This window comes from Bradyrhizobium sp. AUGA SZCCT0283 (genome assembly GCF_018130385.1).
Classification (GTDB): Bacteria; Pseudomonadota; Alphaproteobacteria; order Rhizobiales; family Xanthobacteraceae; genus Bradyrhizobium.
Genome location: NZ_JAFCLU010000022.1, coordinates 40666 through 60582 on the forward strand (window position 1 = coordinate 40666; position 19917 = coordinate 60582).

17 protein-coding genes are annotated in these 19917 nt (G+C 63.9%); 6 read left to right on the forward strand and 11 right to left on the reverse strand.

Annotated features, from left to right (window positions below):
* Positions 1-23 precede the first annotated feature (23 nt).
* The gene (locus JQ624_RS26385; protein ID WP_212421832.1) at positions 24-2396 is read left to right on the forward strand and encodes a xanthine dehydrogenase family protein molybdopterin-binding subunit; all 2373 of its coding nucleotides are present in this window, start codon (positions 24-26) and stop codon (positions 2394-2396) included.
* A 154-nt stretch (positions 2397-2550) separates the two neighbouring features.
* On the opposite strand, the gene JQ624_RS26390 is transcribed toward JQ624_RS26385, so the two are convergent.
* On the reverse strand, positions 2551-3345 hold the full coding sequence (locus JQ624_RS26390; RefSeq protein WP_212421833.1) for a hypothetical protein: 795 nt from the start codon (positions 3343-3345) through the stop codon (positions 2551-2553).
* 155 nt (positions 3346-3500) lie between these two features.
* Between JQ624_RS26390 and JQ624_RS26395 the strand changes: the two genes are divergently transcribed.
* From JQ624_RS26395 to JQ624_RS26405, 3 genes are all read left to right on the forward strand, one after another.
* On the forward strand, positions 3501-3986 hold the full coding sequence (locus JQ624_RS26395) for a YaiI/YqxD family protein (RefSeq protein ID WP_312014499.1): 486 nt from the start codon (positions 3501-3503) through the stop codon (positions 3984-3986).
* Between the two features lie 8 nt (positions 3987-3994).
* Positions 3995-5806 carry an ABC-F family ATP-binding cassette domain-containing protein gene (locus tag JQ624_RS26400; RefSeq protein ID WP_212421835.1) on the forward strand — a complete coding sequence of 604 codons (1812 nt, stop codon included), beginning with the start codon at positions 3995-3997 and terminating at the stop codon, positions 5804-5806.
* Between the two features lie 102 nt (positions 5807-5908).
* On the forward strand, positions 5909-6991 hold the full coding sequence (locus JQ624_RS26405) for a D-TA family PLP-dependent enzyme (protein ID WP_212421836.1): 1083 nt from the start codon (positions 5909-5911) through the stop codon (positions 6989-6991).
* A gap of 105 nt (positions 6992-7096) precedes the next feature.
* Here JQ624_RS26405 and JQ624_RS26410 read toward each other — a convergent pair whose 3' ends face one another.
* From JQ624_RS26410 to JQ624_RS26445, 8 genes are all read right to left on the reverse strand, one after another.
* Positions 7097-8332: a TIGR03862 family flavoprotein gene (locus tag JQ624_RS26410; protein ID WP_212421837.1), complete on the reverse strand. Its 1236-nt coding sequence runs from the start codon at positions 8330-8332 to the stop codon at positions 7097-7099.
* 130 nt (positions 8333-8462) lie between these two features.
* On the reverse strand, positions 8463-9380 hold the full coding sequence (locus tag JQ624_RS26415; protein WP_212421838.1) for an SDR family NAD(P)-dependent oxidoreductase: 918 nt from the start codon (positions 9378-9380) through the stop codon (positions 8463-8465).
* A 126-nt stretch (positions 9381-9506) separates the two neighbouring features.
* Positions 9507-9986 (reverse strand): MaoC family dehydratase, encoded by a 480-nt coding sequence (locus tag JQ624_RS26420; RefSeq protein WP_212421839.1) that lies wholly within the window; start codon positions 9984-9986, stop codon positions 9507-9509.
* Positions 9987-9989: 3 nt separating this feature from the next.
* Positions 9990-11720 carry an AMP-binding protein gene (locus JQ624_RS26425; protein WP_212421840.1) on the reverse strand — a complete coding sequence of 577 codons (1731 nt, stop codon included), beginning with the start codon at positions 11718-11720 and terminating at the stop codon, positions 9990-9992.
* Positions 11721-11864: 144 nt separating this feature from the next.
* A complete protein-coding gene (gene mmsB / locus JQ624_RS26430) occupies positions 11865-12752 on the reverse strand; it encodes a 3-hydroxyisobutyrate dehydrogenase (protein WP_212421841.1) in 888 nt (295 codons plus the stop codon).
* Positions 12753-12786: 34 nt separating this feature from the next.
* Positions 12787-13869 carry an enoyl-CoA hydratase/isomerase family protein gene (locus tag JQ624_RS26435; protein WP_212421842.1) on the reverse strand — a complete coding sequence of 361 codons (1083 nt, stop codon included), beginning with the start codon at positions 13867-13869 and terminating at the stop codon, positions 12787-12789.
* Entirely contained in the window at positions 13866-15011 is a 1146-nt protein-coding gene (locus JQ624_RS26440) for an isobutyryl-CoA dehydrogenase (protein ID WP_212421843.1), read from the reverse strand. Before JQ624_RS26440 ends, JQ624_RS26435 begins: the two co-directional genes overlap by 4 nt.
* Before the next feature lie 151 nt (positions 15012-15162).
* A complete protein-coding gene (locus tag JQ624_RS26445; RefSeq protein ID WP_212421844.1) occupies positions 15163-16659 on the reverse strand; it encodes a CoA-acylating methylmalonate-semialdehyde dehydrogenase in 1497 nt (498 codons plus the stop codon).
* Between the two features lie 101 nt (positions 16660-16760).
* Here JQ624_RS26445 and JQ624_RS26450 point away from each other — a divergent pair, with 101 nt between their 5' ends.
* Complete coding sequence (locus JQ624_RS26450; protein ID WP_212421845.1) at positions 16761-17675, forward strand: LysR family transcriptional regulator; 915 nt, start codon at positions 16761-16763, stop codon at positions 17673-17675.
* A gap of 99 nt (positions 17676-17774) precedes the next feature.
* On the opposite strand, the gene JQ624_RS26455 is transcribed toward JQ624_RS26450, so the two are convergent.
* On the reverse strand, positions 17775-18395 hold the full coding sequence (locus JQ624_RS26455) for a TetR/AcrR family transcriptional regulator (protein ID WP_212421846.1): 621 nt from the start codon (positions 18393-18395) through the stop codon (positions 17775-17777).
* A 62-nt stretch (positions 18396-18457) separates the two neighbouring features.
* Positions 18458-18994, reverse strand: coding sequence for a PaaI family thioesterase (locus JQ624_RS26460; RefSeq protein WP_212421847.1), 537 nt, complete (start codon positions 18992-18994; stop codon positions 18458-18460).
* A gap of 141 nt (positions 18995-19135) precedes the next feature.
* On the opposite strand from JQ624_RS26460, the gene JQ624_RS26465 reads away from it, so the two are divergent.
* Positions 19136-19906 carry an enoyl-CoA hydratase gene (locus JQ624_RS26465; protein ID WP_212421848.1) on the forward strand — a complete coding sequence of 257 codons (771 nt, stop codon included), beginning with the start codon at positions 19136-19138 and terminating at the stop codon, positions 19904-19906.
* Positions 19907-19917 lie beyond the last annotated feature (11 nt).

Genomic DNA, 19917 nt, shown 5'->3' on the forward strand with positions numbered 1-19917 from the left:
ATCCAGCATTTCAGGTGTTTTCGATGCAAGATCACACGCCGGCCTCCTCCCTGGACAACGCTATCGCACTGCAAAAATACGGAGTGGGGCAGCCGGTGCGCCGCAAGGAAGACGACACGCTGGTGCGCGGCAAGGGTAAATATACCGACGATTTCACCCTGCCCGGCCAGGCCTATTGCTGGATGGTGCGCTCCAGCCATGCCCACGGGATCATCAAGGGGATCAACACGGCCGCCGCCAAGGCCCTGCCCGGCGTGCTCGGCGTCTGGACCGGCAGGGACCTGGAAGCCGCCGGCTACGCCCCCTTTACCTGCGGCCTGCCCTTGAAGAGCCGGGACGGCTCGCCGCTGTTGCAGACCAACCGTCCGGCGCTGGCGACCGACAAGGTGCGCTTTGTCGGCGACCCCGTGGCCTTTGTGGTCGCGGAAACGCCGGCGCAGGCGCGCGATGCGGCGGAGGCCGTCGAACTCGACATCGAGCCGCTGCCCACCGTGACCGATGCCGCGGAGGCCGCCAAGCCCGGCGCGCCGCAACTCTACGATCACATCCCGAACAACGTCGCGCTCGATTATCACTATGGCGACAGCGCGAAGATCGACGCGGCGTTTGCAGCGGCTGCGCATGTGACCAAACTCGACATCGTCAACACCCGCGTTGCCGTGGTGTCGATGGAGCCGCGCGTGGCGCTGGCCGCCTTCGACAAGGCGGCCGAACGCTTCACGCTGCAGGTGCCGACGCAAGGTGTCTCCGGCAACAAGGTGACGCTGGCAAGAATCCTCAACGTGCCGAACGACAAGGTTCGCATCCTGACCGCCAATGTCGGCGGCTCCTTCGGCATGAAGAACGTCAGCTATCCCGAATATACCTGCATCCTGCACGCGGCGAAGGCGCTGGGCCGCCCGGTGAAATGGACCGATGAGCGCTCGACCAGCTTCCTCTCCGACAGCCACGGCCGCGCGCAGCTCATTCACGCCGAACTGGCGCTCGATGCCGAAGGCAAATTTTTGGCGGTGCGCCTGCAAGGCTACGGCAATCTCGGCGCCTACATCACCGGCGTGGCGCCGGGGCCGCTGTCGCTCAACACCGGCAAGAATCTCGCGAGCGTCTACCGCACGCCGCTGCTCGGCGTCGACATCAAGACGGTTTTGACCAACACCACGCTGATGGGCGCCTATCGCGGCGCCGGCCGACCCGAAGCCAATTACTACATGGAAAGGCTGATCGACCGCGCCGCCGACGAGATGGGCATCAACCGCCTCACGCTGCGCAAGCGCAACTTCATCAAGCCGTCGCAACTGCCGTTCGCGGCGGCCTCTGGCGTCACCTATGACAGCGGCGATTTCGCCGGCGTCTTCAACAAGGCGCTGGAGATTTCCGACCACGCCAACTTTGCCAGGCGGAAGAAGGAGAGCAGGAAGAGCGGCAAGCTGCGCGGCATCGCCGTCGGCTCCTACCTCGAGGTCACCGCGCCGCCGAGCGGCGAACTCGGCAAGATCACCTTCGAGCCTGACGGTTCGGTGAAGCTGACGACCGGCACGCTCGATTACGGCCAGGGCCACGCCACGCCGTTCGCCCAGGTGCTGTCGGCGCAGCTCGGCGTCCCCTTCGAAAAGATCACGCTGGAGCAGAACGACAGCGATCTCGTCCGTTTCGGCAACGGCACCGGCGGCTCGCGCTCGATCACGGCGACCGGTCAGGCAATCGTGGAGGCCTCCGCGCTCGTGATCGCAAAGGGCAAGCAGGCCGCCGCGCATCTGATGGAAGCGTCCGAAGGCGATATCGAATTCGCACAAGGCCGCTTCACCATCGCCGGCACCGACCGCTCGATCGGCATCATGGAACTGGCGCAGCGCATGCGCGAAGGCAGGATGCCCGAGGGCGTGCCGCTGTCGCTCGACGTCGACCACGCCACCAAGGACACGCCGTCGACCTTCCCCAATGGCTGCCATGTCGCGGAAGTCGAAATCGATCCCGAGACCGGCGTCGTGCAAATCGTGCGCTATTTCGCCGTCAACGATTTCGGCACTGTCGTCAATCCGATGATCGTCGCCGGCCAGTTGCATGGCGGCGTGGCGCAAGGGATCGGCCAGGCGCTGATGGAGCAGGTCAGCTACGATTCCAGCGGCCAGCCGATTACCGGCTCGTTCATGGACTACGCTTTGCCGCGCGCGGAGGACATCCCGCCGATGGAAGTCGGCGACCATCCCTCGCCCGCAAAATCCAATCCGCTGGGCACCAAAGGCTGCGGCGAAGCCGGCTGCGCCGGCAGCCTCGTCTGCATCGTCAACGCGGTGGTCGACGCGCTGTCGGAGTATGGGATCACCCATATCGACATGCCGCTGACGCCGGAACGGGTGTGGCGCGCGATCCAGGATGCGAAGGCGAAGGCGGCGTGAGGTAATTGAACGTCGCCCGCCAAACACACAATCGTCATCGCCCGGCCTTGACCGGGCGATCCAGTATTCCAGAGACGTCAGCGATTGAACCGAGAAGCCGCGGCGTACTGGATTCCCCGCCTTTGCGGGGAATGACAGCGCGAGTCGTCGCGTCCTACGCCGCCGCCTGCTCTCGCGGCTGGTAGATCGCAACGTGATGGCAATGCGCCAGCGGCGTCTGGCCGTTGCTGACGACCAGGGCGTCGAGCTCGACGAAACGGTGGCCCTTCTTGTCGTAATTGCCGATAACGTTTGCGCGGGCGGTGATCACATCGCCCGTCTTCGCCGCCGACAAGAGCTGCATGCGGCTGCCGACGTGAATCCACGGGCCCAGGATGGCGTTGTCGACCAGCGCCCGGTTCATCACCCGTTGCAGCAGGCCGGGATGACCGAGACCTTCCCTGGCGTAGATCGGATCGGCTTCCCTGATATTTTCGAGATATTCGCTGGCCGCCCCGTCCGCCCAGTCGAGCGGCGCGGTGCCGAGCCATTTGCCGACTTCGTAGGTAGCGGCGTTGACCGGCTTGCGCTCCGCTACGGCCGCGACTTCCTTGTAGTCTGCGATCGAAAACGCCGGCACGGATGCCGGCAATGACGCGGTGCCAGTGGCGCAAAGCTCGCCGCGGCTCTGCACTTCTATCGAAAGCACACCGTTGCTTTCCTCCGCCGTCAGCTCTGCGAGTTCGCCATCATAGACCGGCTTGATGAAACGGGCGTCGATCAGGCCGCGTTCGAGAAAGGCGCGGCCCCATTTTGCGACCGGCTGGTGCATCATGTAGGCCATCACGTCGACGCCCGGGACCAGCCCGCCCGAGAATCCGAACCGCTTTGCCACGGTGTCGTCATGCATCTTGTTTTCGGATTGTTTTGCGGTGTTGTAGGCCTGGACGCGGTACGGCGCGATGGTCATGCCGGTTTCCTCTTATTCTTGGTTGTTTTCAGCCGTTTATCGTACGCAAAGAATGTACCGTGGCAAGCGTGTTCCCACCCCTGTTTTCCTCGCATTCGGGTATCGAATAGGCTACCACCCGCGGGCAAGAAAACGCTGCCGAGAATATGCCTGACGTGAACCCAACCCGCATCTATGTCGATGCCGACGCCTGCCCGGTGAAGGACGAGATCTATCGCGTCGCGATCCGGCACGGCCTGCCGGTCAGCGTGGTCGCGGGAAATTTCATCCGCGTGCCGCAGGACCAGTTGATCGAGCGCATCGCAGCCGGTTCCGGAATGGATGCCGCCGATGACTGGATCGCGGAGCGCGCCGGCAAAGGCGATATCGTTATTACCTCGGATATCCCGCTCGCCAGCCGCTGCGTGAAAGCAGGCGCTGACGTGATCGCGCCGAATGGCAAGCCGTTCACCGAACAATCCATTGGCATGACGCTGGCGGTGCGCAATTTGATGACCGACCTGCGCTCATCCGGTGAAGTCACCGGCGGCCCGAAATCCTACTCCCCGCGCGACCGCTCGGCATTTTTGTCGGCGCTCGACCAGACCATCCGCCGCATCCAGCGCCAGCGGGCGCAACAGCCCGCGCAAGATCAAGGTTAAAGCGAACGATGGCGCCGCCGCTGATCCAGTTGAAGGATATCAGGCTGACGTTCGGTGGCACGCCGCTGCTGTCGGGCGTCGAGTTGTCGGTGTCGTCGGGCGAGCGCGTCTGCCTGATCGGCCGCAACGGCTCGGGCAAATCGACGCTGCTCAAGATCGCCGCTGGCCTGGTCGAGCCCGACGGCGGCAGCCGCTTCGTGCAACCCGGCGCCACCATCCGCTATCTGCCGCAGGAGCCTGATTTCGGCGACCACAAGACGACGCTGGCCTATGTCGAGGCCGGCCTCGGCCCCGGCGACGATCATTACCAGGCGCGCTATCTGGTGGAGCAACTCGGGCTGCACGGCGACGAAGATCCGGCGCATGTCTCGGGCGGCGAGGCCCGCCGCGCCGCGCTGGCGCGGGTGCTGGCGCCCTCGCCCGACATTCTGCTGCTGGACGAGCCAACCAACCATCTCGACCTTCCGACCATCGAATGGCTGGAGCACGAGTTGGAAAGTCGAAGATGTGCGCTGGTCATCATCAGCCATGATCGCCGCTTCCTCTCCAATCTCTCGCGCTCCACCGCCTGGCTCGACCGCGGCCAGATCCGGCAGATCGACCGCGGCTTCTCGGCGTTCGAGGCCTGGCGCGACGAGGTGCTGGCGGAAGAAGAGCGCGACCAGCACAAGCTCGACCGCAAGATCGTCAACGAAGAACACTGGCTGCGCTACGGCGTCTCCGGCCGCCGCAAGCGCAACGTCAAGCGGCTCGGCAATCTGCATGCGCTGCGCGACCAGCGGCGCAATTATCGCGGCGCGACCGGCAATGCCAACCTCGCCGCGGCAGAGGCCGACAAATCCGGCAAGCTGGTCATCGAGGCCAAGAACATCAGCAAGGCCTATGGCGATCGCACCATCGTCGATAGCTTTTCGATCCGCGTCCAGCGCGGCGACCGAATCGGCATCGTCGGCCCGAACGGCGCCGGCAAGACCACGCTGATCGAGATGCTGACCGGCGGCAGCCCGCCTGACAGCGGCACGATCCGGCTCGGCGCCAATATCGAGATGGCGACGCTCGACCAGCACCGCGAAAGCCTCGACCCCAAATCGACGCTGGCCGAGGCGCTGACCGGCGGGCGCGGCGACCACGTCATGGTCGGCGGCAAGCCGAAGCACGTCGCGAGCTACATGAAGGATTTTCTGTTCGCGCAGGAGCAGATGCGCACGCCGCTGGAGGTGCTCTCCGGCGGCGAGCGCGGCCGGTTGATGCTGGCACGTGCGCTTGCAAAGCCCTCCAACCTGCTGGTGCTCGACGAGCCGACCAACGATCTCGACCTCGAAACCCTCGACGTGCTGGAGGAGATGCTCGGCGACTACGAGGGCACGGTGATCCTGATCAGCCACGATCGCGATTTCCTCGATCGGGTGGTCACGTCCGTGATCGTGCCCGAAGGCGATGGCCGCTGGATCGAATATGCCGGCGGCTACACCGACATGCTGGCGCAGCGCGGCGAAGATCTCGCGCGCGAAGCTCCGAATATAACTGCCGTCGAGGAAAAGAAGGAAACCAGGGCTGCCGCCCCGTCTGAGGCGCCCAAGCGGCGGCTGAACTTCAACGAGAAGCACGCGCTGGAAACCCTGCCGAAAACAATCGCAAAGTTGCAGGCCGAGATTGCCAAACAGCAAAAGCTGCTTGACGATCCCGACCTCTACACCAAGGATCGCAAGAAATTCGACGCGGCCTCCGCGGCGATGGCAAAGGCGCAGGAAGAGCTTGCTGCGGCCGAAGACCGCTGGCTGGAACTGGAAGTGCTGCGGGAAGAGATAGAACAGGCCTGAGCGTAGGATGGGTGGAGCGAAGCGATACCCATCATGTACCGTTGACAATGTTGATGGGTTTCGCTGCGCTCTACCCATCCTACGAATTCAAGAGAGAAGAGCATGACAACGCCCCTCGCCGCCAAGATCGCCCGGGAATACGGCACGCCATGCGCCGTGATCGACATGGACCGGGTCGAGCGCAACATTGCGCGCATCCAGGTGGCCTGCGACACCGCAGGCGTCGCCAACCGGCCGCATATCAAAACCCACAAGAGCCCCTTGCTGGCACAGATGCAGATTGCGGCCGGCGCCAAGGGCATCACCTGCCAGAAACTCGGCGAGGCCGAGGTGATGGCGGAAGCCGGCATCGACGACATCCTGATCAGCTACAATCTGATCGGCGAGGAGAAGATGGCCCGTCTCGCCGCGCTGCAGGCCAAGGCCAACATGACGGTCGCCGCCGACAATTCGGTCGTGATCGCGGGCCTGCCGCAGGCCGCCGCCGCTTCCGGCCGTCCGCTCTCGGTCGTGGTGGAATGCGACACCGGGCGCAAGCGCGCCGGCGTCGAAACGCCCGGCGAGGCCATTGCGCTAGCGCGCGAGATTGCTGCCTCCAAGGGACTGAAGTTTGCGGGCTTCATGCTGTATCCAACCGAAACCGGCTGGACGGAAGCGCAGAAGTTCTTTGACGAAGCGCTGGCCGGCGTCCGCGCCCACGGGCTCGATGCGACGATGGTTTCAACCGGCGGCTCGCCGAACCTCAAAAACCTCGGCAAACTCAAGGGCGCGACCGAGCACCGGCCCGGTACCTATATCTACAACGACCGCATGCAGGTCGCTGCTGGCGTCGCTGAATGGGACGATTGTGCGCTCAACATCTATTCCACCGTGGTCAGCCGGGCCGGGCCGGACCGCGGCATCCTCGACGCCGGCTCCAAGACGCTGACGTCCGATACCGGCGGCGGGCTAGAAGGTCATGGGCTGATCCTGGAGCACCCCGAGGCGAAGATCGCGCGCTTTGCGGAAGAGCACGGCTTCCTCGATCTGGCCCGCAGTAACACCAGGCCCGTCGTCGGCGACGTCGTGCGGATCGTGCCGAACCATGTCTGCGTCGTCGTCAACATGATGGACGAAGTGGTGATGGTGCGCGGCGACGAAATCATCGGCACGCTGCCGGTCGCGGCGCGCGGGAAGTTGCGGTAGGCATCCGCGCTTCCCACCGTCATTGCGAGGAGCGCAGCGACGAAGCAATCCATTCTTTCTTTATGCCGCAAGATGGATTGCTTCGCTTCGCTCGCAATGACGGGGTTAGATTTTTCGGCCAAGCCATTTCAGCGTCCCCCGCCCGGCCGCCGCCCCGGTCGCAAACGACGCCTGCAGCAGATAGCCGCCGGTCGGCGCTTCCCAATCCAGCATTTCGCCCGCCACAAATACGCCCGGCAAGCGGCGGAGCATGAAATCAGTATCGAGTTCATCGAATGATATTCCGCCCGCAGTTGAAATCGCGCGCGCGATTGGAGACACACCGCTAAGCCGCACGGGTACCGCCTGGATCAAGCGGGCAAGATCAACGGGCGAAAGCGATGCCAGCGATATTCCGGATGCTTTGGCGGCCTCCTGCAACAGGCCGATCGCGACGGGTGAGAGATTTGCGGCCTTGCGGAGGAAATTCGAGAAGGACTGCTTGCCCTTCGCGACCGACAATTTCGCGGTCAGTTCGCCAATCTCCGCTTCGGGACGCAGGGCGACGTTCAGCGTTGCCATTCCATCGCGCAGGATTGCCTCGCGCAATTCGGCGGATAGAACGTAGACTGCGCCACCTTCAATGCCGGTACGGGTGATGATGGCTTCACCGCGTACCGTGTGTCGATCGAACGTCAGCGCGATACCCTTGAGCGGCTGTCCTTCGAAGCGTTCGCGAAAGATGTCCGACCAGGCGACGATGAAACCGGAATTGGCCGGTCGCAGCGGCGATATCTTCACGCCTCTCGCCGCCAGTGTCTCCATCCACACGCCATCAGACCCGAGCCGCGGCCAGCTTGCGCCGCCGAGCGCCAGTACCGTCGCGTTTACCTCGACGACGTGCGGTTCATCCGGTGTTCGAAAACGAAGACGGCCCTGCTCGTCCCAGCCGGTCCAGCGGTGACGCAGCGCCAATTTTACGCCCATAGCGTCGAGCCGCCGCAACCAAGCGCGCAGCAAGGGCGACGCCTTGAACGCTTTCGGAAACACTCGCCCGCTGGAGCCGACAAAAGTCTCCTGCCCCAGCGCTCCGCTCCAGTCGCGCAACGCCTCCGGCGGGAATGCTTCGATGGCCGCTTTCAGATGCGGCATCGCCTCCCGGTAGCGCGCGAGAAATGCCGGCAGCGGCTCGCTATGCGTGAGGTTCAGCCCGCCTCGTCCCGCCATCAGGAACTTGCGGCCGGCCGACGGCATCGCATCGTAGACGACGACGTAGGCGCCGCCCTGCGCGAGCACTTCGGCTGCCATCAGGCCGGCGGGGCCGGCACCGATGACAGCGACGTGTTGTGAGGGCAATGACATGGTGCGAGTCTAGGCCGGATTCGTCGGCCAAAGAGAAGAACGTCATTCCGGGATGGTCCGAAGGACCAGACCCGGAATCTCGAGATTCCGGGTTCGATGCTTCGCATCGCCCCGGAATGACGCCCACAATCTACAGCTTGATCCCCGCCCTTGCCGCAGCCTGGGCGACGTATTTCTGCGTCTGCTCGAACGCGCCCTGCAGCGCCTTGGCCTTCGAGACATCGTCGATCTCGGCAAAATGCGCCGCGATGGCATCGGGGGTCCAGTCGGACTGGGCCAGATTGATGCCTTCGGTCTCGATGATCTTGATCACCGCGAACGAGCCCGCGCCCGCGCCCATGATGGTGCGGGTCGGCGCGTCCTCGCTGAGCAAGAATTCCACCGCAGGCGTAATCGCCTCGGGCCGCATCAGCGCCAGCGCCTGCGGCGGCAGCAATTCCTCGGTCATCCGGGTCGCAGCCGTCGGCGAGATCGTGTTGACGCGGATGTTGTTCTTGCGGCCTTCCTCGGCCAACACGTTCATCAGGCCGACGATTCCGGCTTTGGCGGCGCCGTAATTGGCCTGGCCGAAATTGCCGAACAGGCCCGACGACGAAGTCGTCAGCACGATGCGGCCATAGTTGCGCTCGCGCATACCCTCCCATACCGCCTTGCAGCAGTAAAACGTGCCGACGAGATGAACATCGAGTACTTTGGCAAAGTCGGCGATGTCCATTTTTGCGAACGACTTGTCGCGGAGAATGCCAGCGTTGGCGCACAGGAGATCAACGCTGCCCCACTCCTTCGTAGCCCGCTCGACCATCGCCGTGACTTGTCCGAACTTCGAGACGTCGGCGCCGTCGGCCATCGCTGTGCCACCCGCTCTGCGGATCTCCTCGACTACGGTTTCGGCCGGCGTCAGCGACCCGCCGGTGCCGTCGCGCGCGCCGCCGAAATCGTTGACCACCACCTTGGCGCCGCGGCTCGCCAGCCCCAGCGCATGCGCCCGTCCCAGACCATTGCCCGCGCCGGTAACGATAGCGACACGTCCGTCAAACCTGATTGCCATGAGTGGAATTCCTGGATGTGGGTTTCTCTCGTCATGCCCGGCCTTGTGCCGGGCATCCACGTCTTCTTGGTTGCTGCATAGCAAGACGTGGATGGCCGGGACAAGCCCGGCCATGACGTACAGAGGTTACTCGAAATAGATCAGGCCGATCCAGTCGGCGACCAAAGCGGGCTTATCCTCGCCCTCGATTTCGACGGTGACATTGGTGCGCGACTGCAGCTCCTTCGGCTTGCGCAGCTTGGCTTCCATGAGCGTGAATCGGCCGCGGACCCGCGAGCCCGCGCGCACCGGCGAGAGGAAGCGCAGCTTGTCAAAGCCGTAATTGACGCCCATCGCGGTGCCCTCGATTACCGGCATCACCTCATAGGACATGATGCTCATCAGGGACATCGTGAGGAAGCCATGCGCGATGGTATTGCCGAACGCGGTTTCCTTCTTCGCGCGCTCCGGATCGACATGGATGAACTGATGGTCCTCGATCACGTCGGCATAGACGTTGATCCGATTCTGGTCGATCAGGTGCCAGGACGACACCCCGATCTCCTTGCCGACCATGGCCTGATAGGCCTCAAACGAGACCGGCGGCTTCTTCCAGACTTCATTCATGGATTAACTCTCCAACCCGGCGGTCCGCACCTTCTGCAGCTCCGGGAATTCGTCTTCGCGGAATTCCGATCCGCGCAGCGCGTCGCTTCTGACATTATCATGTTCGAGCCGGCGCAACTGGACGCGGCGGATCTTTCCGGAGATCGTCTTCGGCAGCTCCGTCACCAGTTCGATCTTGCGGATCCGCTTGAACGGCGCGAGCCGGGTGTGCAGATGCTTGAAGATCGACAGCGCGGTTTCGGGCGAACGTTCCACGCCCGACACCAGCAGCACATAGGCCTTCGGGATCGCGAGCCGGATCGGATCGGGGCTCGGCACGACCGCGGCTTCCGCAACCGATTCGTGCTCCAGCAGCACGCTCTCCAGCTCGAACGGGCTGATGCGGTAGTCGGAGGATTTGAACACGTCGTCGGAACGGCCGACGAAGGTCAGATAACCCTCGTCGTCGGCGAACACCACGTCGCCGCTGCGGTAGAGATCGCCGTCCGCGCCGCTCAGTTTGCCGTCCTCGCCCTGATAGCCCTGCATCAGGCCGGCCGGACGATCGGCGCCGAGCACCAGCGTTACTTCGCCCTCCTTGGTGACGTGGCCGTCATTGTCGGTGATCTGCACGCGATAGCCCGGCAGCGGGCGGCCCATCGAACCGACCTTGACCTTCTGGCCCGGCGAGTTGCCGGCAAGCGCCGTGGTTTCGGTCTGGCCGTAGCCGTCGCGGATAGTCAGGCCCCACGCCGCCTTCACCTGGTCGATCACCTCGGGGTTGAGCGGCTCGCCCGCGCCGCAGACCTCGCGCAGGCTTACCTTGAAGTCGGCCAGCCTTTCCTGGATGAACAGCCGCCACACCGTCGGCGGCGCGCATAGCGTGGTGACGCCGCAGCGGCCGACGGTCGCGAGCAACGCCTTGGCATCGAAGCGCGGCTGGTTGACCACGAACACGGTGGCGCCGGCGTTCCAGGGCGCGAAGAAGCAGCTCCAGGCATGCTTGGCCCAGCCGGGCGAGGAGATGTTAAGGTGTACGTCGCCCGGCTGCAGGCCGAGCCAGAACATCGTCGACAGCGCGCCGACGGGATAGCTGCGCTGGCTGTGCCGCACCAGCTTTGGTTTTGCCGTGGTGCCCGAGGTGAAATAGAGCAACATCGGATCGTCGGCGTTGGTTGGACCGTCAGGCGCAAAGGTTTCGGGCGCACTCGCCGCCTGCTCGAACGGCAGCCAGCCGTCGTGCTTCGACGTCGCGCCGACGACGATGCGGACCAGGTTTTCGCTGCCGAGGCCCGCGAACTTCGCCACCTGATCCTGTGACGCCACCACCACCCTCGCCTTGCCGCGATCGAGCCGGTCGCGCAATTCGTCAGGGGTCAGCAGCGTGGTGGCGGGGATCACGACCACGCCGAGCTTCATCGCTGCCAGCATCGTCTCCCACAGCGGCACGACATTGCCGAGCAGCAGCAACAGGTGATCGCCGCGCTTGAGCCCCTGCGCGCGCAGGAAGTTTGCGACCTGGTTGGACCGCCGCGACAGCGCTGCGAAGGAGAGCTTTGTTTCCTTGTCGCCGGCATCGACGATCCAGAGCGCGGTGCGGTCCCGGCTGTCGGCATTCCCAGCGAGTTCCGCATCGAACCAGTCCAGCGCCCAGTTGAAGGGTACAGGGTCCGGCCAGCGAAATCCTTTTACGGCCGCATCGTAATCGGTGCGGTGCTTGAGCAGAAAGGCGCGCGCATCCTGGAAAGTCGTCATGCTGGTCCCTTAATCGGCCTCTCCACGCCTTCGACCGTCATCCTGAGGAGCCGCGAAGCGGCGTCTCGAAGGATGGGCCGCGCGCACCGACCAAGTCACCCTTCGAGGCTCGCAAGTGCTCGCACCTCAGGGTGACGACGGTGGCTATTTCCCGGCGAGGCTCCGAACGTGCTGGATAATCCCGGAAAAATCCACCCCGCCATGGCCGGCGGCGTCGAAGGCCTTGTAGATCTCCTGCGCGTGCTTGCCCAGAGGCGTCACGGCCCCGGCGGCGTTGGCCGCGTCCTGCGCCAGCGTCAGGTCCTTCACCATCAGCGCCGAGGCAAAACCCGGCTTGTAGCCGTTATTGGCGGGCGAGGCCGGCACCGGGCCGGGCACCGGGCAATACGACGTCAGCGCCCAGCATTGGCCTGAGGAGGTCGAGGCGACGTCGAACAGCGCCTGATGCGACAGGCCGAGCTTTTCCGCCAGCGCAAAGGCCTCGCCGACCCCGATCATGGAAATGCCCAGGATCATGTTGTTGCAGATCTTGGCCGCCTGCCCCGCACCCGCGCCGCCGCAATGCACGAGCTTCTTGCCCATGTTCTCCAGCACGGGTTTTGCCGCCGCGAACGCCTTGTCCTCGCCGCCGCACATGAAAGTGAGCGTGGCGCCCTTGGCACCGCCGGTTCCACCCGACACCGGTGCGTCGACCGATAGCATCCCGCTTTTTGCGGCCAGCGCATGCGCCTGCTTGGCGCTTTCGACGTCGATGGTCGAGCAATCGATGATCAGCGTGCCCTTGGCCATCGCCGGGATCACTTCGCTCCACACCGACAGCACATGCTTGCCCGCAGGCAGCATGGTGATGACGATTTCGGCGCCCTTGACCGAGGCCACGGAGCTCTCCGCGATGGCGGCGCCGTCGGCTTTGGCCTGATCGCGTGAGGCCGCCACCAGATCGAACGCGGTGACCTTGTGGCCGGCCTTGACCAGATTGGCCGCCATCGGTCCGCCCATGTTGCCGAGGCCAATGAATGCGATATTTGTCATCTCGAATCCTCCGCTTGGAATTTTTCTGTTCTGATCAGGGAAACTTCAGTTCGTCGATGCCGATCTCGGCGAAATAAGGCGCAACCATTTCCGGCGTGACATCTTCAACGCGCGGCGGCGACCATTTTGGACTCCGATCCTTGTCGATCACGGCAGCGCGCACGCCCTCGCGAAAATCATCACTGGCAAAGACTTCCAGCGCGGCGCGATATTCCCGCACCAGGCATTCCTCCAGCGAGCTTGACTTGCGCGCCAGCCGCAACAGTTTCAGCGTCACCACCATGCCGCGCGGCGATTTCTCGTTCAGCGTCTTCAGCGTTGAAAGCGCCAACTCCGACCCGTCCCGCTGCAAGGCCGCGATGATGTCTTCCATCCGGTCGTGAGCGAACCAACGATCGATCTTGTCCTGCGTCGCCGCGACGGGACCCGCGGTCTCGCCCGTCGCAAAACCCGCGATCAAGGTTTTGACCTCTGAGGAAGTGATCCCGGCCTGTACCTTGGTAAGAGCCTCGCGCAAGGCAGGCAGTTTGGCGGAGAGAACGACTGCATCGGCAAATTTGGCATGGATCGCGTCCGGACCATTCATGGTCTGCCCGGTCAATCCGAAATAAGTCCCGATCTCTCCCGGCGAATGCGACAACAGCCAGGTGCCGCCGACATCGGGGAAGAAACCGAGCCCCACTTCAGGCATCGCGAGCTTTGTTTTTTCCGTCACCACGCGGTGACTGCTGTGCGCCGACAGCCCGACGCCGCCGCCCATCACGATGCCGTCCATGAAGGACACATAAGGCTTGGGGAATTTCTTGATGCGGGCGTTGAGGATGTATTCCTCCCGCCACAGGATTTTGCCGAGGTCGCCCTTCACCTTCGAGCTTTCCCAGAGCGCGCGGATGTCGCCGCCGGCGCACAGGCCGCGCTCGCCCGCACCTTCCAGCAGGATCACGGACACGGCCGGGTCTACCTCGAACGCGTCGAGCGCCTTGTCGACGTCGCGAAACATCTCCAGCGTCACGGCATTGATCGCCTTCGGCCGGTTCAGCCGGATCACGCCGCAGGATCCCTCGCGCTGCGCGATCAGGTCACCTTCGATGAGTGCGGCTGCGGCGATCGCTGTCATCGCGCACCCTCGATCAGCTTGCGCGACACGATCAGCCGCATGATCTCGTTGGTCCCTTCTAGAATCTGGTGCACGCGCAGATCGCGCACGATCTTCTCGATGCCGTATTCGCTTAAGTAGCCGTAGCCGCCGTGCAGTTGCAGCGCCTGGTTGGCGACCTCGAAACCGACGTCGGTGCCAAAACGCTTGGCCATCGCGCACAACATGGTCGCGTCCGCATCCTTGCGGTCGAGGGCGGCGGCGGCACGCCACACAAAGGTTCGCGCCGCCTCCAGTTCGGTTGCCATGTCGGCCAGGCGAAACTGCAGCGCCTGGAATTCGTCGAGGCGTTTTCCGAAGGCTTTGCGTTCCTTCATATAGGCCAATGACTTCTCCAGCGCGCTTTGCGCGCCGCCGAGTGAACATGCCGCGATATTGATGCGGCCGCCGTCGAGCCCGGCCATCGCGATCTTGAAGCCGATGCCCTCGTCGCCCAACCGGTTCTCGACCGGCACGCGGGCATTCTCGAAGATCACCGCGCGGGTCGGTTGCGCGTTCCAACCCATCTTGCGCTCGTTGGCGCCGAAAGACACCCCCGGTGTCTTTCCGTCGATGACGAGCGTTGAAACTCCGCCAGGACCATCACCGCCCGTCCGTACCATCGCCACCAGCAGATCGGTGCCCCCGGCGCCTGAAATGAACTGCTTCTGCCCGTTCAAGACGTAATGATCGCCCTCACGTACCGCGCGGGTCCGCAGCGCCGCGGCGTCCGAGCCGGCGCCCGGCTCGGTGAGGCAGTAGCTTGCGATCAGTTCCATCGTACAAAGCTTCGGCAGCCACTTTTGCCGCTGGGTGTCGTTGCCATAGGCGTCGATCATCCACGACGCCATGTTGTGGATCGAGATGAAGGCCGACACGGTCGGGCACCCCTGCGCCAGCGCCTCGAAGATCAGCGCGGCGTCGAAGCGGGTCATGCCGGAGCCGCCGACGTCGTCCTTGATGTAGATGCCGCCCATGCCGAGCGTGGCCGCTTCCCGCATCACGTCGACCGGAAAATGCTTCTCCTCGTCCCAGCGCAGCGCATGCGGCGCGATCTTCTCGGCCGCAAACGCCCGCGCCATGTCGCGGACTGCGATCTGGTCCTCGTCGAGAGCGAAATGCATTCTGGGCTGCTCATTTTTTTCGTCATTGCGAGGAGCTCGCGACAAAATTGCGAAGCAATTTTGCGCTGAAGCGACGAAGCAATCCATTCTTCCTTTTCGCGGCAATATGGATTGCTTCGCTGCGCTCGCAATGACGGCTTGGGCTATACCGTCAGTTCATGGTCGGGATCGAGAACTCCGCGCCCTCCTTGACGCCGGACGGCCAGCGCGAGGTGATCGTCTTGGTCTTGGTATAGAAGCGGATCGAATCCGGACCATGCTGGTTGAGATCGCCGAAGCCGGACTTCTTCCAGCCGCCGAAGGTGTAATACGCGATCGGAACCGGGATCGGCACGTTGATGCCGACCATGCCGACATTGACCTTGGCGGCGAAGTCGCGGGCGGCGTCGCCGTCGCGGGTGAAGATTGCAACGCCGTTGCCGTAGTCATGATCCGACGGCAGCGCGAGGGCTTCCTTGTAGTCGTGGGCGCGCACCACCGACAGGACGGGTCCAAAGATCTCTTCCTTGTAGATGCGCATGTCCTTGGTGACGTTGTCGAACAGGCAGCCACCCATGTAGAAGCCGTTTTCATAGCCCTGCATCTTGAAGCCGCGGCCGTCGACGGCGAGCGTCGCGCCCTCCTTGATGCCGATCTCGACATAGTTCCTGACGCGATTGAGCGCCTCTTTCGTCACCAGCGGACCGTAATCGGCAGAGGGATCGATCGAAGTGCCGATCTTCAGGCTCTCGACTCGCGGGATCAGCTTTTCCATCAGCCGGTCGGCGGTGGGCTTGCCGACGGGCACCGCCACCGAAATCGCCATGCAGCGCTCACCGGCCGAACCGTAGCCCGCGCCGATCAAGGCATCGACGGTCTGATCCATGTCGGCATCGGGCATGACGATGGCGTGGTTCTTGGCGCCGCCAAAACACTGCGCACGCTTGCCGGTGGCGGCGGCACGCTCGTAGATATATTGCGCGATCGGCGAGGAGCCGACGAAGCCGACCGCCTTGATGTCGGGATCGTCGAGAATGGCATCGACCGCCTCCTTGTCGCCGTTGACGACGTTGAGCACGCCGGGCGGCAGCCCAGCCTCGATCATCAGTGCCGCCAGCATCATCGGCACGCCGGGATCGCGCTCGGACGGCTTCAGGATGAAGGCGTTGCCGCAGGCGATCGCGGGTGCGAACTTCCACATCGGAATCATCGCCGGGAAATTGAACGGGGTGATGCCGGCGACCACGCCCAACGGCTGCCGCATCGAATAGATGTCGATGCCGGGGCCGGCGCCTTCGGTGTATTCGCCCTTCATCAGATGCGGAATGCCGCAGGCGAACTCGACGACCTCCAGGCCGCGCTGGATGTCGCCCTTGGCGTCGGGAACGGTCTTGCCGTGTTCGCGTGCCAGCACGTCGGCAAGCTTGTCGTAATCGCGCTGCGCCAGTTCGAGGAACTTCATCATGACGCGCGCGCGGCGCTGCGGATTGGTGTTGGCCCATTCGACCTGGGCGTCCCTGGCGTTCTCGACGGCGGCGCGAACCTCGGCCTTGGAGGCCAGCGCGACCTTGGCCTGGACGTCCCCGGTCATCGGCTCGAAAACGTCGGCCGTCCGCCCGGACGTGCCCTTGACCTCTTTGCCGCCGATGAAATGTCCGATTGAGCGCATGAATAATCTCCCTAAGGGTCCGGATGGTTCGCTTTGGAGCCCTTTTTGACCTGCATTTCTTAGGATACAAGTCCGATATATTGCACCATAGATGTGCGGAAATGCTGGATCAAGGCACCAAGACGATCGATTGGGATGACTTCCGTTTCGTGCTGGCGATCGTCCGCGGCGGATCGGTTTCCGCTGCCGCCAAGCAGCTTGCGGTCGATCATGCCACAGTGATCCGGCGTGTCGACCGCCTGGAACGGCATCTCTCGGCAAAACTGTTCGATCGCCGCAAGACCGGATATCTCCTGACCGAAGCCGGCCAGCGTGTTGCCGACAGCGCGGAAGCGATGGAATCGACCATCGTCGCCAACCAGGAGGCGGTCGGCGGCTCGCGCGCCCAGCTCACCGGCACGGTCCGGATCGGCGCCCCCGACGGGTTCGGCAGCCACTTCCTGGCCTCGCGGCTGGTGAAGTTCACCGAGCGGTATCCCGATCTCGATTTGCAGCTCGTCGCCACCGCGCGGCTGTTCAGCCTGTCGAAGCGCGAGGCCGATATTGCGATCAGCCTGACGATGCCCAAGGAAGGCCGCATCGTCGGGCGCAAGCTGCTCGACTACAGCCTCGGGCTCTATGCCGCGCCCGCCTATCTCGACCGCGCGCCGAAGATCGTATCGCGTGGCGACCTGCCCGGGCATCGCTTCGTCGGCTACATCGAGGAATTGCTGTTCACGCCGGAACTGGACTATCTGCCCCAGGTCTCGCCAAAAATTTCCGCCAAATTCCGCAGCGCCAATCTGATCGCGCAGCTCAACGCCACCATCGCGGGCTTCGGCATCGCGGTGCTGCCCCACTTCATGGCGACGACGCATCCGGAATTGCGCCCGGTATTGCCTGACGAGATCAGGATTTTGCGCAGCTTCTGGATGCTGATGCACGCCGACAGCAAGGATCTGGCGCGCATTCGCGCGGTCGCCGATTACATCCACGAGACGGTGGAGGGTGAACGCGCGCTGTTTGGCGGGCGGTGAATTTGTAGGGTGGGCAAAGCGCAGCGTGCCCACCATTCCAGACGACGATCGCGGAAAGATGGTGGGCACGGCGCAAGAGCGCCTTTGCCCACCCTACAATCAATTCGCCTTCGCCCGCGCCTTCTTCACGGCTGGCTTGGTCGCCTCGGCACGGGCCAGCGCCGCCTCGCGGCCGGCGGCGAGGATTTCGTCCGATAATTCACCGCTGCCCGCGACGCGGGACATCACCAGGGCGCCCATCATGGTCGCCAGCGTGCCCATGGCCTGCTTGCGCGCCGTCTTTCGCGGCACATCCAGAATCTGTTCGGCCATCACATCGATCAACTGTTCGAGCTTGGCGCTGAAGGCCTTGCGGGTCTTTGCGCTTTCGCGGGCGATCTCGGCGCCGAGCGTGGGGACCGCGCAGCCGCGGCCGGGATCGTCGCGATGCACCGTCGAGACATAGGAATCGACGATCGTCGAGAGCCGCTTCTCCAGCGGCGTTTCAGCAGCGATCGCGCGCCAATGCTCGACGGAGCGGTCCATTGCATAGGCGAAGGCCTCGATCACCAGCGCCTCGCGGGAATCGAAATGCGCGTAGAAGCCGCCATGGGTCAGGCCGGCCTCCTTCATCAGGTCGGCGACGCCGATGCCATGCGCGCCCTTTTCGCGAAGCCGCACCGAGGCCTTCTTCACGATCCGCGCGTGGGTCTCCTGCTTGTGCTCTTTCGAATAGCGCATCGAGGCGTCCCATGAAATGTCTGCAGTCATATAATAGCAGTTGCGCGGGCGAAAAGCTGCATCTATTTCGCCTTTTCACCGCCGATCATCGTGAATGTGGCGGTCGCGTGCACTGCAAGATTGCCCGCGCCGTCGCGGACGAAGCCTTCGGCATAGCTGGTCTGGCGGCCGAGTTTTACCACTTTGCCTTCCGCCGAGACCGCGCCTGACCGTACCGACAACGGCCGCAGATAGGTCAGCTTGAGGTCCAGCGTGACCGAGGTCTGCCCCGCCGGCTGCATGGTGGCAATGGCGCAACCCATGGCGGTATCCAGCAGCGCCGCGGCCGTCGCGCCATGGAGCAGTCCGATGGTATTTTCGAGGCTTTCATCCGGATCCAGTTCCATCACGATCCGGCCGGGTTCAGCGACGCGCATCTCAAAGCCGATCAATCGGGCCATCGGCGGCGGTGGCAGGATGCCGTCGCGGATCGCGCACATCGTCTCCAGCCCGGACATCCCGGAGGCCGCCCTGGCCACAGGCCCCGGCGCCTGCCAGTCCACTACCCGGTGCCTGCGGGTATCGAGCGAAAACAGATCGACGGTGTCGGTCGTGGTCATGACGGCTCCTTTTAAATTATGATCATCATTCTATATCGGCGTGTGCCGCCGCGCAACGCCCCTCGCCCGCCTGCCCTTGACAAGCCGGCGCAATGTCCTTGGAAGTGGCGTAACCGTCCCGAACACGTCCGGAAAAACAAAATGGAAATGCTCAATCCGCATTGTGGGGTCGACCGCGACGATCGAGGCGTCGTTCGCCTGTCGATCTGCAACGCAGGCTCTCTCAACATCCTCTCGTCCGCCGTGACCGATGCCGTGCGCGAAGGGTTTGAGAGGCTCGCCGGCGACAAGGACATCCGCGCGGTCATCCTCGCCGGCCAGAGCGAGAAGAGCATGATCGGCGGCGCCGACATCGAGGAGATGGCGCGGCTCGACCAGAAATCCGCCGAAGCCTTCATCACGCGGCTGCGCGACCTCTGCGAGGCCGTGCGCAACTTTCCTGCACCCGTGATCGCGCGGCTTCCCGGCTGGTGCCTCGGTGGCGGCCTCGAGGTCGCCGCCGCCTGCGATTTCCGCATTGCCGCCCATGACGCCAAATTCGGCATGCCGGAGGTGCGTGTCGGCATCCCCTCGGTGATCCATGCCGCCCTGTTGCCGCGGCTGATTGGCTGGGGCCGCGCCCGCTGGCTGGTCATGACGGCGGAGAACATCGACGCGCCGACCGCGCTCGCCTGGGGCCTGGTCGACATGGTCGCCAAGCAAGGCGGCCTCGAAGCTGCGGTGGAGCATACGGTGAAAGCGCTGCTCGAATGCGGACCCGAAGCACTGCGCGCGCAGAAGGCGCTGCTGCGCCAGTGGGAAGAGCTGCCGCTGACGGAGTCGGTCAATCTCAGCGTCGGCGTATTCGGAAAGTCCTTCGTGACCGGCGAGCCGCAGCGGCTGATGCAGGGATTTCTCGACCGCAAGAAATAGACGGAGGGACG

What these genes read in the sequence shown, in the direction of transcription:
- JQ624_RS26440 (WP_212421843.1), bottom strand. Translation starts at nt 15,011, where the DNA reads ATGCATTTCGCTCTCGACGAGGACCAGATCGCAGTCCGCGACATGGCG.
- JQ624_RS26455 (WP_212421846.1), bottom strand. Translation starts at nt 18,395, where the DNA reads ATGCGCTATTCGAAAGAGCACAAGCAGGAGACCCACGCGCGGATCGTG.
- JQ624_RS26435 (WP_212421842.1), bottom strand. Translation starts at nt 13,869, where the DNA reads ATGACAGCGATCGCCGCAGCCGCACTCATCGAAGGTGACCTGATCGCG.
- JQ624_RS26390 (WP_212421833.1), bottom strand. Translation starts at nt 3,345, where the DNA reads ATGACCATCGCGCCGTACCGCGTCCAGGCCTACAACACCGCAAAACAA.
- JQ624_RS26385 (WP_212421832.1), top strand. Translation starts at nt 24, where the DNA reads ATGCAAGATCACACGCCGGCCTCCTCCCTGGACAACGCTATCGCACTG.
- JQ624_RS26465 (WP_212421848.1), top strand. Translation starts at nt 19,136, where the DNA reads ATGGAAATGCTCAATCCGCATTGTGGGGTCGACCGCGACGATCGAGGC.
- JQ624_RS26450 (WP_212421845.1), top strand. Translation starts at nt 16,761, where the DNA reads ATGCTGGATCAAGGCACCAAGACGATCGATTGGGATGACTTCCGTTTC.
- JQ624_RS26420 (WP_212421839.1), bottom strand. Translation starts at nt 9,986, where the DNA reads ATGAATGAAGTCTGGAAGAAGCCGCCGGTCTCGTTTGAGGCCTATCAG.
- JQ624_RS26460 (WP_212421847.1), bottom strand. Translation starts at nt 18,994, where the DNA reads ATGACCACGACCGACACCGTCGATCTGTTTTCGCTCGATACCCGCAGG.
- JQ624_RS26400 (WP_212421835.1), top strand. Translation starts at nt 3,995, where the DNA reads ATGGCGCCGCCGCTGATCCAGTTGAAGGATATCAGGCTGACGTTCGGT.
- JQ624_RS26445 (WP_212421844.1), bottom strand. Translation starts at nt 16,659, where the DNA reads ATGCGCTCAATCGGACATTTCATCGGCGGCAAAGAGGTCAAGGGCACG.
- JQ624_RS26410 (WP_212421837.1), bottom strand. Translation starts at nt 8,332, where the DNA reads ATGTCATTGCCCTCACAACACGTCGCTGTCATCGGTGCCGGCCCCGCC.
- JQ624_RS26415 (WP_212421838.1), bottom strand. Translation starts at nt 9,380, where the DNA reads ATGGCAATCAGGTTTGACGGACGTGTCGCTATCGTTACCGGCGCGGGC.
- mmsB (WP_212421841.1), bottom strand. Translation starts at nt 12,752, where the DNA reads ATGACAAATATCGCATTCATTGGCCTCGGCAACATGGGCGGACCGATG.
- JQ624_RS26405 (WP_212421836.1), top strand. Translation starts at nt 5,909, where the DNA reads ATGACAACGCCCCTCGCCGCCAAGATCGCCCGGGAATACGGCACGCCA.
- JQ624_RS26425 (WP_212421840.1), bottom strand. Translation starts at nt 11,720, where the DNA reads ATGACGACTTTCCAGGATGCGCGCGCCTTTCTGCTCAAGCACCGCACC.